General features: G+C 72.1%; 9 protein-coding genes and 3 pseudogenes. 5 read left to right on the top strand and 7 right to left on the bottom strand.

Annotated features, from left to right (window positions below; translation table 11 throughout):
* Nucleotides 1–44: 44 nt before the first annotated feature.
* Entirely contained in the window at nucleotides 45–203 is a 159-nt protein-coding gene (locus tag ABD794_RS12475) for a hypothetical protein (protein WP_344963166.1), read from the bottom strand.
* Between the two features lie 181 nt (nucleotides 204–384).
* On the opposite strand from ABD794_RS12475, the pseudogene ABD794_RS12480 reads away from it, so the two are divergent.
* Nucleotides 385–1,724: pseudogene (locus ABD794_RS12480) on the top strand (UDP-glucose dehydrogenase family protein).
* Between the two features lie 50 nt (nucleotides 1,725–1,774).
* A pseudogene (locus ABD794_RS12485) lies at nucleotides 1,775–2,566 on the top strand (VOC family protein).
* Nucleotides 2,567–2,569: 3 nt separating this feature from the next.
* On the opposite strand, the pseudogene ABD794_RS12490 reads toward ABD794_RS12485, so the two are convergent.
* Nucleotides 2,570–3,721: pseudogene (locus tag ABD794_RS12490) on the bottom strand (LCP family protein).
* A gap of 118 nt (nucleotides 3,722–3,839) precedes the next feature.
* Here ABD794_RS12490 and ABD794_RS12495 point away from each other — a divergent pair.
* Complete coding sequence (locus tag ABD794_RS12495) at nucleotides 3,840–4,397, top strand: acyl-CoA thioesterase (protein ID WP_344032189.1); 558 nt, start codon at nucleotides 3,840–3,842, stop codon at nucleotides 4,395–4,397.
* Nucleotides 4,398–4,500: 103 nt separating this feature from the next.
* Here ABD794_RS12495 and ABD794_RS12500 read toward each other — a convergent pair whose 3' ends face one another.
* The gene (locus ABD794_RS12500) at nucleotides 4,501–5,967 is read right to left on the bottom strand and encodes an LCP family protein (protein ID WP_344963136.1); all 1,467 of its coding nucleotides are present in this window, start codon (nucleotides 5,965–5,967) and stop codon (nucleotides 4,501–4,503) included.
* Nucleotides 5,968–6,166: 199 nt separating this feature from the next.
* On the opposite strand from ABD794_RS12500, the gene ABD794_RS12505 reads away from it, so the two are divergent.
* On the top strand, nucleotides 6,167–7,195 hold the full coding sequence (locus ABD794_RS12505) for a glycosyltransferase family 2 protein (protein WP_344963138.1): 1,029 nt from the start codon (nucleotides 6,167–6,169) through the stop codon (nucleotides 7,193–7,195).
* Between the two features lie 37 nt (nucleotides 7,196–7,232).
* Here the strand turns inward: ABD794_RS12505 and ABD794_RS12510 are convergent, their stop codons facing one another.
* The 4 genes from ABD794_RS12510 to ABD794_RS12525 form a co-directional block, all read right to left on the bottom strand.
* Nucleotides 7,233–8,876 (bottom strand): LCP family protein, encoded by a 1,644-nt coding sequence (locus tag ABD794_RS12510; RefSeq protein WP_425586008.1) that lies wholly within the window; start codon nucleotides 8,874–8,876, stop codon nucleotides 7,233–7,235.
* A gap of 101 nt (nucleotides 8,877–8,977) precedes the next feature.
* The gene (locus ABD794_RS12515; RefSeq protein ID WP_344963140.1) at nucleotides 8,978–10,777 is read right to left on the bottom strand and encodes an LCP family protein; all 1,800 of its coding nucleotides are present in this window, start codon (nucleotides 10,775–10,777) and stop codon (nucleotides 8,978–8,980) included.
* 249 nt (nucleotides 10,778–11,026) lie between these two features.
* A complete protein-coding gene (locus ABD794_RS12520) occupies nucleotides 11,027–12,214 on the bottom strand; it encodes an LCP family protein (protein WP_344963142.1) in 1,188 nt (395 codons plus the stop codon).
* Between the two features lie 79 nt (nucleotides 12,215–12,293).
* On the bottom strand, nucleotides 12,294–13,046 hold the full coding sequence (locus ABD794_RS12525; protein ID WP_344963144.1) for a TIGR03089 family protein: 753 nt from the start codon (nucleotides 13,044–13,046) through the stop codon (nucleotides 12,294–12,296).
* 128 nt (nucleotides 13,047–13,174) lie between these two features.
* Here ABD794_RS12525 and ABD794_RS12530 point away from each other — a divergent pair, with 128 nt between their 5' ends.
* Nucleotides 13,175–15,064 (top strand): peptidoglycan recognition protein family protein, encoded by a 1,890-nt coding sequence (locus ABD794_RS12530; RefSeq protein ID WP_425586009.1) that lies wholly within the window; start codon nucleotides 13,175–13,177, stop codon nucleotides 15,062–15,064.
* Nucleotides 15,065–15,113: the final 49 nt, after the last annotated feature.

Here is a 15,113-nt window from a genome sequence, read left to right on the forward strand (position 1 = left end):
CACTCACCGTACACATCTACCACAGCAACCAACAAACCACGCCATCACAACCACACAACTGGCGACCACACCGTCGCGGGCCTGTGTGGATTATTCGGTGGCGAACGGCGCGATCTTCGCCTCGGCAGCGAGCGCACGACCTTGCGGAGCTCGTCGTGCTCCTCGGACACCTTGTACAGGTCGAAGTCCTTGTTTCCCGCCACGGCGAAACTCCCCAAGAGCGCATGTTAATTACCGATTAGTAACCGCGATTGTAGGGGCGCCGCTCCAGGCCGGGATACGTGAGCTTGCCGACAGCACCCGATCACCCGGAATCTCCCCAACCGGGGCCCCGACTATGCTCGGCCACGCAATCGGCACCTCCGTACGTCTCTGGAGCCACGCATGGCCCCCAAGATCACCGTGATCGGCACCGGCTATCTCGGCGCGACCCATGCCGCGGCCATGGCCGAACTCGGTTTCGAGGTGCTGGGCCTCGACGTGGTCCCCGAGAAGATCGAGATGCTCTCGCGCGCCGAGGTCCCGATGTACGAGCCGGGGCTGGAGGAGCTGCTGGGCAAGCATGTCGCGGGGCTGGCGGGCTCCAGCGGGCGGCTGCGTTTCACCACCTCCTGGGAGGAGGTCGCGAGTTCGGCGACGTCCACTTCGTCTGTGTCAACACCCCGCAGAAGCACGGCGAGTACGCGTGCGACATGTCGTACGTCGACGCCGCCGTCGCCTCGCTCGCGCCGTTGCTGCACCGCCCCGCGCTGGTCGTCGGCAAGTCCACCGTGCCGGTGGGCCTCCGCGCCCGGCTGGCGCGCATGATCGCCGAACTCGCCCCGGCCGGCGCGGAGGTGGAGCTCGCCTGGAACCGGAGTTCCTGCGCGAGGGCTTCGCCGTCGAGGACACCCTGCACCCCGACGGATCGTCGTCGGCGTCGGGGCGAGCGCGCGGAGAAGGGTGCTGCGCGAGGTGTACGCGACGCGGCGGTCGGCGAGGGCTCGCGTTCGTCGTCACCGACTACCCGACCGCCGAGCTGGTCAAGACCGCCGCGAACTCCTCCTCGCCACGAAGATCTCCTTCATCAACGCCATGGCCGAGGTCTGCGAGGCGGCGGACGGCGACGTGGCCAAGCTGGCCGAGGCCATCGGGCACGACGAGCGGATCGGGAAGAAGTTCCTGCGGGCCGGGATCGGCTTCGGCGGCGGCTGCCTGCCGAAGGACATCCGCGCCTTCATGGCGCGGGGCGGGCGAGCTCGGCGCCGACCAGGCGCTGACCTTCCTCCGCGAGGTCGACTCCATCAACATGCGCCGCCGCGGCCACATGGTGGAGCTGGCGCGGGAGACCGTGGGCGGCAGCTTCCTCGGGCAGCGGGTGGCGGTGCTGGGCGCGACGTTCAAGCCGGACTCGGACGACGTCCGGGACTCGCCCGCCCTGAACGTCGCCGGGCAGATCCACCTCCAGGGCGGGCAGGTCACGGTCTACGACCCCAAGGGGATGGAGAACGCGCGGCGCGTCTTCCCGACGCTGGCGTACGCGGACAGCGCCCTGGAGGCGTGCCGGGGGGCGCGGGTCGTCCTGCACCTGACCGAGTGGGCGGAGTTCCGGTCGCTGGACCCCCGCGCGCTCCGGGATGTCGTCGCCGAGCCGCACCTGCTGGACGGCCGCAACGCGCTGGACGCCGCCGTGTGGCGCGCGGCCGGATGGAGCGTACCGGGCGATGGGCCGCCCGCGGGCGTAGCCCCGGGCCACCGAGTGGCGGGCGCCCGTGCCCGGGCCCAGGCTGGAGGCATGTCCGAGGTACGCAACGGTTACGCGCCCGGCACCCCCTGCTGGGTCGATCTCATGGCGCCGGACCAGCGCGCCGCGCTCGACTTCTACCGGGACCTCTTCGGCTGGCAGGGCGAGCCCGGGCCGCCGGAGACCGGCGGGTACGCGGTGTGCACGCTGAACGGCAGGGCGGTGGCCGGGATCGGCCCCGCCATGGCCCGGGACGGGCAGCCCGCGCCGCCCACGGTGTGGACCACCTACCTCGCGGTCGCCGATGCCGAGGCGTCGGCCGGCGCGGTCGCCGCGCACGGCGGCAAGGTCGTCATGCCCGCGATGGAGGTGCTGACCTTCGGGCGGATGGCGATCGTCTCCGACCCCTCGGACGCGGTCTTCGGCCTCTGGGAGCCGCGCGACTTCACCGGCTGCGAGGTGGTCAACGAGCCCGGCGCCCTGACCTGGAACGAGCTCGCGACACCGGACGTCGACGGGCGCCCTGACCTTCTACCCGGCGGCGCTGGGCATCGAGGCCGAGCCGTCCCCCGAGGTGCCCGGCTACCACGTCCTCATGGTGGACGGGCGGCCCGTGGGCGGGATGCAGGGGCTCGACCGGCTCCCGCCGGGGACACCGCCGCACTGGCTGACGTACTTCGCCGTGGACGGCGCCGACACCACGGTGGACGCGCTCGTCCGGGCCGGGGGGTCGGTCCTGCAGCCGCCCTTCGACATGGCGATGGGCCGGATCGCGCGGTCGTCTCCGATCCGCAGGGCGGCGTCTTCGCGGTCTTCGAGGAGGCCGTGCGGGAAGCGGCCTGAAGCCTACGAGACGGTGACCTTCTCGTCCTTCTTCAACTGCGCGAAGAGCTGCTTGGACTTCACCGGGTCCCACTTGACCGCCACGCCGTCGCTGCGCGTCGGCACGTTGGCGTTCCCGATCGGCACGGTCATCTGCTTGCCGTCGCCGCCCGTGACGCCCTTCATCGCCCAGAACATCGACGCCAGGTCCCACAGCTCCATGTCCTTGTCGACGATGAGCGTGTCGAGCCGGAGCCGATCACCGGGTAGAGCCGGAACGGGTTGAGGATCGTCGAGGGCGAAGCGGCCTGCTTGGCCAGGGTGTTGAGGAACTTCTGCTGGTTGCGCATCCGGCCCAGGTCCTGGTCGGCCTCCTGGTGGCGCTGGCGGACGAACGCCAGGGACTGCTTGCCGTCCAGCGTCTGGCAGCCGGCCTTGAAGTCGGCGCCGGAGTCACGGTCCTTGATCGGCTTGTCGATGCACATGTCCACGCCGCCCAGCGAGTCGACCAGGCTGCGGAACCCGCCGAAGCCGATCTCCGCGTAGTGGTCGATGCGCAGCCCGTGTGTTGAACTCCACGGTGCGGATGAGCAGTTCGGCGCCGCCGTCCGCGTACGCGACGTTGAGCTTGTGCGTCGAGGCGGGGAACTGCTTGCCGGACTTCTGGCCCGTGAAGGCGGGTATGGTGACGAAGGAGTCACGGGGCAGGCTCAGCATCGTGGTGCCGTTGTCGCCCGTGTGCAGGATCATCATCGAGTCGGTGCGCTTGCCGTCGGCGGAGCCGGTGTGCAGGTCCTTCTTGTCCGCGTCGGACAGGCCCTCGCGGCTGTCGGAGCCGACGATCAGGTAGTTGGTGCCCTCCCCGCCCGGCGGCCGGTCCGCGACCTTGCCGAGGTCCACCTCGCGCCGCAGCTTGGAGTCGGCCCAGAAGTAGGTGCTGACGGAGACCACGAGCAGCACCGCGACGAAGGCGAGCAGGCCTATGGTGATGCGCTTGCGCCAGTTCGGCCGCGTCGTCCGCGGCCCGGGGGCGCCGCCGCCCCGCCCGTAGACCTGGCCCGTGTTGTAGCCGTCGCGCGGCGGCGCGGAGGGCGAGCCCTCGGGACGTATGGGGGCGCCGGGGCTCCCGTACGGGTTCCGGGGGTCGTTGTTCCGCGCTTCGGGCCACTGGTTCATGGAGGCAAGTGTGCCCGCCCGCGCACGGTGCCCCGCCGGGTGCTACGAGACCGGGTCAGGGCTGTTGCAGACCTGACACATGCGGTCCGGGCGACGGCGCCCGCATACAGTGGGGTGCATGACCACTCACGACCGGACCGCCGAGTCCGGTGAGGACGCGATACCCGGCAAGCCGAACTCGGCGTCCCGCACCACGCTGTCCCACATCATGACCAGCAACGAGACCAATCTGCTGGGCACCGTGCACGGTGGCGTGATCATGAAACTGGTGGACGACGTGGCCGGGGCGGTCGCCGGACGGCACTCCGGCGGCCCGGCCGTGACGGCGTCCATGGACGAGATGGCCTTCCTGGAGCCCGTCCGGGTCGGCGACCTCGTGCATGTGAAGGCGCAGGTCAACTGGACCGGCCGGTCCTCCATGGAGATCGGCGTGCGGGTGCTCGCCGAGCGGTGGAACGAGTCGCGGCCGGCGACCCAGGTCGGCAGCGCCTACCTCGTCTTTGCGGCCGTCGACGAGAACGGCAAGCCGCGGACGGTGCCGCCGGTGCTCCCGGAGACGGACCGCGACCGGCGGCGTTACCAGGAGGCGCAGATCCGGCGCACACACCGGCTGGCGCGCCGCCGCGCGATCATGGAGCTCCGCCAGAACCGGGCCGCGGAGGGCTACGAGGACTGATTCAGCCCGTCCGGCGTTCGAGGACTTCGCCCGAAGGGCGAATGGGGTCCGGGGTCTCCCCGGAAGAAACGGTGAAAGGGCGGGACCGGGGCACATCCCTCCGCTAGGAGCCCGGCGGGCACACTGCCCGGTCGCCGGTGAGCACCCCGGCCGGCGCGGCCGTCGAGCGCTGCCGCTCCACCGCCCGTACCACCCGCACCCCACCGAAGTCCGCCCCCAACGTCACCCGCATCACCGGCCCCTGCCCGGTCACCGGCCGCAGCGCCGCCCCCGGCAGGGCGGCCGCCAGCGTCCGCGCCGAGCGGTCCCATCGCGGATCGAAGGCGACCTCCGTATGAGGCAAGGGCGCGGGGGCCGCGGCGGCCGCGCCCGTGAGGGCGAAACCCGTGGCCCGCAGCTCCGCGCCCGCCTTGCCGCCGAGACCGGCGCGGCCACTGCCGTCCAGGACCTGCACCTTGATCCGCCCGGGCGGCACCTCGACGAACCCCGGCGGCTGCGGAGGCCCGGCCTTCCCGTCGTGCACCCCGCGCGCGGCGGCGCGCACCGCCAGCGGCCGGTCCGTGCGCAGCGCCCGGAAGATCCGCTCGGCGCCGGGCCCGTCCCAGCGCACCGTCGAGCCGACGCCCGGGACGGGGAAGTCGGCGACGGAGACCGGCACCGAGGTGAACTCGGCCGTGGCGGGGGTCAGGTTCCGCGCCGCGCGGCCCAGCTCGACCAGCTGCTCCCCGTCGAGGTCGCGGTCGGCGCGGACCGAGCCGAGCACGGTCACGGCGATCTCGTGGAAGAGCGGCGGGTCCAGCAGCACCCCGCTGTCCGCCGCCCGCTGCAGCAGGGCGGCGACCAGCCGCTGCTGCCGCTGCATCCGCTCCAGGTCGGAGCCGGAGCCCAGGTGCCGGGAGCGCACGTACTGCAGGGCCCGCCCGCCGTCCAGCGTGCTGGTGCCGGCCGGCAGGTCGAGCCCGCTCCAGGCGTCCCTGAGCGGCTGCGCCGTGCAGACCCGCACCCCGCCGAGGAGGTCCACGGTCCGCATGAAGCCGGTGAAGTCGACCTCCAGGTAGTGGTCGACGTGCACCCCGGTCAGCCGCTCGACGGTGCGCACGGTCAGCCGGGGGCCGCCCTCCGCGTAGGCGGCGTTGAGCTTCTGCGGATGGGCGGGGCGGAGGGCGCCCGAGGGGTCCTTGTGTTCGGGGAGCAGCGCGTAGGAGTCGCGCGGGAGGCTCACCACGGTCACGCGGTCGCGGGCCTCGGAGAGGTGGACCAGCATCACGGCGTCGGTGCAGTGGCAGGGCGCGCCGCCGAGCCGGTAGCGGACGCGCTCCTCCTCGGTGATCGCGTCGCGGCCGTCCGTGCCGACGACCAGGATGTTGGTGCCCAGGCCGGCCCGGGGCCGGTCGCGCAGCCCGGCGAAGGGGTCGGTGCGGCCGAGGCGCCGTTCGATGCCGTGCACCACCGTGTGTCCCGCGCCACTGACCACCAGCACCAGGACGGCCACCGCCGTGGCGAGACGCAGTCCCCAGCGGGGCCGGCGCGGGGCGCCGTGGCGGGCTCGGGGGCGGGGCGGTACGGACACGGGGAGACCTCCGCTGCGGCGCGGGGAGGGGACCGGGTCACCGTAGGCCCATACGATCAACGGTCCGCTTCACCGCGCCGTCCGGCCGGGGCCCGCCACCCGGGCGGCGCGGCCGCGCGTCCCCCGTTCGCGGTAACGTGGCCGACGATCCCGCAGACCGCCACGGGGTGCACCCCGACCCCCGTACCCCCGAGGAACCATGCCAGAGCAGCAGCCGCCCGCAGTTTCCGTGATCATGCCGGTGCTCAACGAGGAGCGCCATCTGCGCACCGCCGTGCGGCACATCCTGGAGCAGGACTACGCCGGTGAGCTCGAGGTGGTGATCGCCCTCGGCCCGTCCAAGGACCGCACGGACGAGATCGCCGCCGAGCTCGTGCGCGAGACCGCGTCCAGCAACCGCGCCCGCGTGCACACGGTGCCGAACCCGACGGGCCGCACGCCCGCCGCCCTCAACGCCGCGATCAAGGCCTCGCGCCATCCGGTCGTGGTGCGGGTGGACGGTCACGGGATGCTCTCGCCCGACTACATCCAGACGGCCGTGCGGCTGCTGGACGAGACGGGCGCGCAGAACGTCGGCGGCATCATGCACGCCGAGGGCGAGAACGACTGGGAGCACGCCGTCGCCGCCGCCATGACCTCGAAGATCGGCGTGGGCAACGCGGCGTTCCACACCGGCGGTGCGGCCGGCCCGGCCGAGACCGTCTACCTGGGCGTCTTCCGGCGGCAGGCGCTGGAGCAGCAGGGCGGGTACAACGAGGAGTTCATCCGGGCCCAGGACTGGGAGCTCAACTTCCGCATCCGCGAGGCGGGCGGGCTGATCTGGTTCTCGCCGGAGCTGAAGGTCTCCTACCGGCCCCGGCCGAGCGTGCGGGCGCTCGCCAAGCAGTACAAGGACTACGGCCGTTGGCGGCATGTCGTCGCCCGCTTCCACAAGGGCTCGATCAACCTCCGCTACCTGGCCCCGCCGACCGCCGTGGCCGCCGTCGCGGCCGGCCTGGTCGTGGGCGCCGCGGTGACGCCGTGGGCGCTGGTCGTGCCGGGCGGCTACCTGGCGGCGATCGTCGCCGGGTCGGTCCCGGCGGGCCGGGGGCTGCCGCTGAAGGCGCGCGCGCAGATCCCCGTGGCGCTGGCGACGATGCACATGTCGTGGGGCTTCGGCTTCCTCACCAGCCCGCGCTCGCTGGCGAAGCGCGTGATCGCCAGCCGCCGGCCCGCGGTCAAGGCGTAGCCGTCGCGTCCGAACGGAGCGGGACGTCCCGCTCCGTTCAGAACTTGTTGAGCGAATTGACCTCCATGCAGGCCGACTTGTCGTCGCCGTTGAGGGGGTCGGAGCTCTCCGGGGCCTTGTTGTCCTCGGGCTTCTCTTCCTTTTCGTCCTTCTTGTTCTTCTTGTCCGCGTGCTTGGCGTCGTCCTTCGCCGCCGTGCCCGATGCCTTCGCGCCCGGCGCCTTCGGGTAGGACGTGCCCTCGCGCCAGTCGCCGCCGACCACCAGCGTGATGCCGTCCGCTTCGGGCGTCAGGCGCACGGCGCTCTCCGGCAGGCCGAGGGCCTTGGCGACGGCCAGGGCGTCCGCCCGCTGCGCCGACTTCGGGAAGGTGATCGTGGTGTCCGCCTGCATCCGGGGGCTGGAGTCCGAAGTCGCCTTGGCGAAGCCCTGCTTGACCAGGTGCGCGGCGATGTCGGACCCGCGGGCGCCGACGGGCGGCAGGACGGCGGTCCCGGTGCCGTTGAAGACGGTGACGGCGACGTTGTTCCTGGCCACCGGGGAGCCCGAGGGGGCCGGCTTCTCGGGCTTCTTCTTGTCCTTGCCGTCCAGCGCGACGTCGTTGCGGATGAGCGAGAAGAGCTTGTCGGCGTCACCGGACTTGGGGATCACATGGGCGTCCGGGTCCTGGGGGTCCTGGACCCAGGGCATGGTGGTCATGGTGATCCGGCCGGACGGCACGCGCTTGATGTCGTTGGTGAGGTCGTAGAGCTTCTTGACCGAGCCGAGGTCCTTGTCGACGGTGAGCGCCTTGGTGGCCGACTCGGCGAGGTCGGTGAGCTGGCCCGGGTCGCTGAGCTTGGTGCCGCCCTTGAGCTGACGGACCATCGCGTTCATGTACATGTGCTGGGCGTGGGTGCGGCCGATGTCGCTGCCGTCCTCGAAGCCGTGCCGGGTGCGCAGCCACTGCAGGGCCTGCTCGCCCTTGATGGTGTGCGTGCCCTTCGTCAGCTCCAGGCCGGACTTGGAGTCGCGGATGTTGTCCTTGACGCAGACCGGGACGCCGCCCACGGCGTCGGCCATGCTCACCACGCCGGCGAAGTCGATCATCATGAAGTGGTCGACGGGGATGCCGGTGAGCTCCTCCCAGGTGGCGACCGTGCAGCCCGGACCGCCGTTCTGGAGGCTGGTGTTGATGATCTGGCTGCTGGTCTCCCGGTAGACCTTGCCGTCGGCCGGGTCGGTGCACTTGGGGATGGTCACCCGGGTGTCGCGGGGGACGCTGACGACCGACATGTTGGTGCGGTCGGCGGAGACGTGGACCAGCATCTGGACGTCGGCCAGGGCGGGGCGGTCGGCGTCCTCGCGGGCGCCGCCGAGGTCCTGGTTCTCCTTGCCGCTGCGGCTGTCGGAGCCCAGGAGCAGGATGTTGAGGGGGCGTTGGCCCTCGGCGTTGGGGACGCTGCGGTCCAGCTGCTTGTCACTGAGGTTGAGGCTGCTCTTGCGGATGTTGTGGTTGAGGTGCCGGTAGTAGAACCAGCCCGTCGCCGACACCGCGAGGACCAGGACCGCCAGGCAGAGGGCGGTCCAGCGGGCTATTCGCACGCCGCGGCGGCGCCGGGGTTTCGTCTCCGCGCCCTCCGCCGGCTCGTGCTTCCGGTCGGTCTTCTCCGCCGCTTCCCCCCGCGCATTGCCGATCCCCAACGGGCCCTCCCCTGAGTGGTGCGTCCGGCCCGATGGGCAGAAGCGTCGTACCTGGTGACTCTGTTACCAGGTAATGAGATGCGCAAGAACGTTCGCCGGATTCACTTCGCGCAGATGTTCTTGTCGTCGGCCTCGATTTTCTGAATGCCCTCGGGCGCCTTCTTCGGGGCCTTCGGGGGGGTGACGGGAACGCCCGCGCCCTTGAAGTCGGCACCGAGGACCAGGGTCATCTCCGCGAGCGGGGCCGCGTCCTTGACGCCCTGCTTGAGCGCGGCGGCCGGCAGGCCCATGGCCTCCGCGAGACGGCGTGCCTGGTCGGCCTGGTTGGGGGCGAACTCCAGCGTGGTCCTGTCGGCCTTCTTGCCGCCGGGGGCGTTGCCGCCGTTGGCGCTGTGGGCCATGGCCTGGGAGTTCTGCATCCAGGTGACGGTCTCCTGGGCTGCGCCCACCTTGCCGCTGCCGTTGAAGACCTTCACCCGCACCTTGGCGGGCTCGGCCTTGGGGCCCTTGAGGAGCGCCGCCTGCTTGGCGTCCTGCTCCTTCTTCGCCGCGTTCTCCTTGTCCTTGGCCTCCTTCTCCTTCTGCTTGACCTCGGTGAGGGAGACATCGTCGCGGACCATGGCGAGCAGCGGATCGGCCTTCGCCTTGTCGAGGATGACGGTCTTGTGGAACTTGCCGTCGGCCGGGTTGTCGAGGACGGGGAGGGTGGTGAAGGTGATGTTCTTCAGGTTCACCTTGCTGAGTTCCTTCGCCAGCGCGGTGAGCTTGGAGATGGAACCTATACCGGTGTCGACGGTGAGCGACTTGGTCGCGGCGTCGGCCAGGTGGTAGAGCTTCCCGGGGTCCGACAGCGTGTCCGAGGACTTCATCTCCCGGATCATCGAGCTGAGGAACTGCTGCTGGAGCTCGATCCGGCTGAGGTCGCCGCCGAAGCCGACCGAGTGCCGGGTACGGACGAACGCCAGGGCCTGCTCGCCCTCGACCCGGTGCCGGCCCTTGGGCAGCTTGAGGTGGGAGTCCTTGTCGTTGATGTCCTTGCCCAGGCACACCTCGACGCCGCCCACCGCGGACGACATCTCCTTGACCGCGTTGAAGTCGGCCATCATGAAGTGACTGACCTTCAGCCCGGTCACCTGCTCGACGGTCCGCCAGGTGCAGCCCGGGTCGCGGTCGTCCTGGCCCAGGCTCTCGTTGAAGCGGACGTTCTTCGAGCCGGGGATGTTCTTGGTCGAGCCGTCCTTCTTGGCCGAGCACTGCGGGACGTCGGTGATCATGTCGCGCGGGATGGAGATCACCGTCGCGTTGCTGCGGTCCTCGGAGACGTGGAAGAGCAGGGTGGTGTCGGCGTGGCCGACGCTGTCCTTGTCGCCGTAGCCCGTGTTGCCCTTGCCGGAGCGCTTGTCCGTGCCGATGACCAGGATGTTCATCGGGCCGTCCGGCACCGCCTCGTTGGAGACGCCCACATCGACCTTGTCGATGTTGTTGTTGAAGTGGTCGTAGACCAGGTACGCCGTGATCGAGCCGCCCACGAGCAGGAAGGCGAGCGTGCCGCCGGTCCACAGCAGGACCTTCTTCTTCGCGCTCTTCCTGGGTTTGGGTTTGCGCCGGCCCGTCGCGGCCGTGGCGGCGGCCGCCTTGGCGCCGCGCCGTCCGCCGCCGCGCTGCTCGGGCAGGGGCTTGCCCTTGCCGCGGCCCGGCACCGGCTTGGCGGGGCCGGGCACCTTCCGCGCCGGCGAGGTGCCGGCGGTGGGATTGGACCGCCCGGAACCGGGGGAGGGATGCCCCGAGGGGGTACCGGAGGAGGGGTCCAGGCGCAGCTCGTAGCTGCCGGTCTTGGGGTCGAAGACCCACTGGTCGGCGGGGTCGATCCCATCCGCCTGCCCACGGCCTTGCGCGTCCACGGTCGCTCGAATCCTCCGTCGGTGCCACGCGGCGCCTGTATCCCGAGGCGCTCGGTCATGTCGTCTTTCAGTGCGCGGTCACCCGGCCGTGCGCACCGGACCGCTCACACTATCCGCCCAGTTCAGCGGCGCGCGACGTCGGTGACAAATCGCACTTCCCTTACAACCGGGCAATCCGTCCCATCTCTTCACACCAGTGCTCACCCGAGAGGTGACGGAACGAAAAGTCCGATCGTACCCCCGCGCCGGTCAGCCGCAGATGCCGCGGGCGGCGGTGGTGCCCTCGTAGGTGGGGGGAGCGGTGGGTGAGGGAGTGTCGGACGGGCGGTACGGGCTTTCCGGGCTTTCCGGGCCTTCCGGGTACTCCGGGCCGTCCGCACCGGACTTGCCGTCCGCCGGGCGGATGCGGGCGGTCACCGCCACCGGCCGGTCGTGGCGCAGCAGCTCGAAGAGCTGGTCCGCGTCCGGCTGCACCAGCTCGTCGCGGTCCGCGTTGTACGGGTACGGGTGGCGGGGCACCGTCAGGAACTGCACGCGTTCGGTGGGGATGTTGCGCACCGTGCGCACCAGGTCGTACATCTTGCGCAGCGAGTCCAGCCCGGCGTCGGTGGTCAGCGACTTGGTCGCCGCGTCGAGCACCGGGTAGAGGCGGGTGGGGTTGAGCAGGACGCCGTCGCTGTGCATCTCCTGGAAGAGGGCGCCCAGGAATTCCTGCTGACGCCCCATCCGCTCGGTGTCGCTGCCGTCGCCGATGCCGTAGCGGGCCCGGACGAAGCCCAGGGCCGCCTCGCCGTGCAGGATCTGACGGCCCGCGGGCAGCCGCAGATGGGCCTCGCGGTCGTCGACGGGCTTCCGGAGGCAGACCTCGACGCCCTCGGCCGCGTCCACCAGCCGCTTGAAGCCGGTGAAGTCCACGATGATGTGGTGGTCCACCCGTACGTGGGTGATGTTCTCCAGGGTGCGGATGGTGCAGGCGGCGCCGGCGAACTCGTAGGCCCAGTTGAACTGGGCGAAGCGCTCGTTGGTGAACGTGCCGTCGGGACGGCGGCACTTGGGGATCTGCGCCATCAGGTCGCGGGGCATGCTGACGGCGGTCGCGCTCCCGCGGTCGGCGGCCAGGTGCAGCAGGATCGTGGTGTCCGAGCGCTGGGTGCCGCTGTCCGCGCCGTAGGCGCCGTTCCCGGCGCCGCCGCGGGTGTCGGAGCCGATGATCAGGATGTTCTGGGCGCCGGAGACCAGGGCCGAGGGGCGCTCGCGCTCGTACCGCGCCAGCTCCTCCGCCGTGCGGGTGTCGGTGGTGATGTTGCCGTCGAGGCGCTCGTACAGCACCCAGGTGGTGACCCCGGCGGCCAGCACGAGCACCGCCAGGGCCAGGGCGGTCCGGCGCAGCCAGCGGCGCCTGCGGCGCGCGGTGCCCGTGCGGGAGGTGCGGACCACGGCTGCGCGACCTCCCTCCGGGGCGGTTCCGGCGGTGCGTACCCGTCGATCATCGCCCCGGTACGGCGGTCCGGCAGCGTCAGAGGGCCGTCACGGTGACGCGCTCGCTCTCCTGCCGTGCGGCGAGGCCCTCGGCGGACAGCCGGTCGGCGTTGCGGCAGAGCACCACCGAGGCGTCCGCGGCCAGCGGGGCGAAGAGGCCGGCGGACAGCCCTTCCCAGGTGCCGTACGACAGCCCGGACAGCAGCCGCGACCCGGACCCGAGGCCGTGTCCGGCGGCGTCCGCCCGGGCCCGCCCCACGAGCTGTGCGCCCGTCAGCTCCAGTCCGCCGACGGAGAGCGCGGGGGCGGTGGGGTCCACCGGGGCGTACGGGGCGAAGCGGTCGCCCTGGCCCGGCACCTCGACGGCGTAGTCGGCGAAGCCCTCCGGCGGTTGCGGGAAGCGGCCGCCCAGCGGGCGCAGGGCGAGCGCGACGCGCTCCCCGGAGCAGGCGCGCGCCTCGTCCAGCCGGTCCGGCCCGGCGACGACGAGACCGGCCGCGCCCGGGTCGCCGTCCACCTCGGCGACGACGCCCACGGAGGAGCAGGCGAGCAGCCAGACGGCGGTCTGCCAGTGGGCGGGGAGGAGCAGCGCGAGGCGGTCGCCGGGTTCGGCGGCGAGGTCGTCCTGGAGCAGATTGGCGGTCTTGGCCACCCAATTGGCGAAGGTGGCCACGGACAGTTCCACGCGCTCGCCCGTGGCGTCGTCGTAGAAGGTCACGAGGGGGCGGGCCGGGTCCGCGGCGAGAGCGGAACGCAGCAGGTCGGCGGGGGTGCGGTCGGTGGCGTTCATCGCGGCCAGGGTACGCCGCGGGGCCGGTGACGGTCAGTCGGACGGACGCGTCCGCCGGGCCGCCACGCCCGACAGACCGTCACCTTAGGAATGGACAGATATGTACCGATATGCCCAGGATCTTTGTCATGCGTGGAATCCTCGTCACCTCGGCCGTCACCGCCTGCGCCGCCACCCTGGCGCTGCCCTTCCTCGCCGCCCCGGGTGCCCCCGCCCACGGAGTCACCGCCCAGGGCGTGCGGGGCCCCGTCCGGCCCGCCGCGGCAGTCCTGCCCGATCTGCCCGACCTGCCCGGCGCGACGTACTCGCTGCCCCTGGTGCCCCTGCCGGCGGACAACGCCCAGACCGGCGCCGCCCGGACCCCCGAGGCCGCCCCCGCACAGGGGCTGCGGGCCCAGAAGGTCAAGCCCTTCTCGCTGGTCGGCATCGTCTGGGACAACGCGGGCGCCGAACTGCGCGGCCGGGCCCAGGTCCGTACCCGGAACATGAACAGCGGCGCCTGGTCCGGCTGGCAGGACGTCCAGGCCCAGGACCACGACCGCCCCGACCTCGACACCCCCGAGGCCCGCGCGGGACGCCGCGGGTCCACCGCCCCGCTGTGGGTGGGCGCCTCCGACGCCGTCGAGGTGCGGGTGCGGCCCGCCACCCCGGCCGGCCGCAAGCCGGTCGCGGCCGTGCTGCCCAAGGGCATGCGCATCGAACTCGTCGACCCCGGCGCGGACCCCGCCCGCCGGCCCCGCACCCGGGCCATGCCGTCCCCCGACGACGAGGAGCGCAACAGCTCCGCCGTCAACGCCCCGCTGGCCCCGCTGGGCGCCACCGAGATCCCCGCCTCCGCCAAGCGCCCCACCACGACGGAGGTGGAGGCCATCACGGCCGTCGACCCCGGCGCCAACGTCAGCTCGACGAGCTCCGCGAGCCCGGCGCACCACGGTGCCCTGCCCGGCACCAGCGGCGGCGGCTCCGGCGGCCGGGACCGGGACCGTGACCGTGATCACGACCGGGACCGGCCGGGCTCGGACGACGAGGGCGCGGCGGGGGAGGGGAAGGCCGGCGACGGGCCCGCGGGGATCTCCGCGACCACGGACCCCGACCGCCCGGACCGGCCCTACCGCCCCGATCGCCCCAACCGTCCTGATCGGCCCTATGGCCACGATCGGCCCGACCGTCCCGACCGGCCTTATGGTCACGACCGCCCCGACCGTCCGTACGGTCACGACCGTCCCGACCGGCCCGACCGCCCGTACGGCCACGACCGCCCGGACCGTCCGTACGGTCCGGACCGCCAGGACCGTCCCGATCGGCCGGACCGCCCCGACCGTCCGGCCGACGGGCCCCAGCGGGGCGACGAGAGCGCCTTCGACGACGACGCCGCCGCGGACGAGGACAACGACAACGGTGCCTACGCCGGGTACGCCGGGCCCCGCCCGCGGATCGTCACCCGGGCCGGCTGGGGCGCGGACGAGTCCCTCCGGGAACGGGGATTCGTCTATACCAAGAAGGTGAAGGCCGCCTTCGTGCACCACACGGCCTCCGGCAACACCTACACCTGCGCGCAGTCGGCCTCCGTCATCCGCGGTATCTACCGCTATCACGTCGTCAGCAGCGGTTGGCGGGACATCGGCTACAACTTCCTCGTCGACAAGTGCGGAACGGTCTACGAGGGCCGCGCGGGCGGCGTGGCCAAAGCCGTCAAGGGCGCCCACACGCTCGGTTTCAACACGAACAGCATGGGCATCGCCGTCCTCGGCACCTTCGGCAAGACCAACCCGCCCACCGCCGCGGTGAACGCCATCGCCGCCCTCACCGCCTGGAAGCTCGGCCTCTTCAACGCCAACCCGCGCGGGACCGCCACCCTGGTCTCCGCCGGCGGGAACCTCTTCAAGAAGGGCGCGAAGGTCAAACTCAAGGTCATCTCCGGCCACCGGGACGGCTACTCCACCGAGTGCCCCGGCGACCGCCTCTACGGCAAGCTCGGCACCGTCCGCACCAAGGCGGCCCGCGCACAGGGCCGATGACGCGCGGCCGCTGACCGGGCGCGGCCGGAACCGTACGTTCTGCATACAC

It is taken from the genome of Streptomyces thioluteus (assembly GCF_039535865.1).

Excerpts from the sequence above, each read along its gene's own strand:
- ABD794_RS12495 (WP_344032189.1), top strand. The coding sequence starts at position 3,840 with ATGACCACTCACGACCGGACCGCCGAGTCCGGTGAGGACGCGATACCC.
- ABD794_RS12505 (WP_344963138.1), top strand. The coding sequence starts at position 6,167 with ATGCCAGAGCAGCAGCCGCCCGCAGTTTCCGTGATCATGCCGGTGCTC.
- ABD794_RS12525 (WP_344963144.1), bottom strand. The coding sequence starts at position 13,046 with ATGAACGCCACCGACCGCACCCCCGCCGACCTGCTGCGTTCCGCTCTC.
- ABD794_RS12530 (WP_425586009.1), top strand. The coding sequence starts at position 13,175 with ATGCGTGGAATCCTCGTCACCTCGGCCGTCACCGCCTGCGCCGCCACC.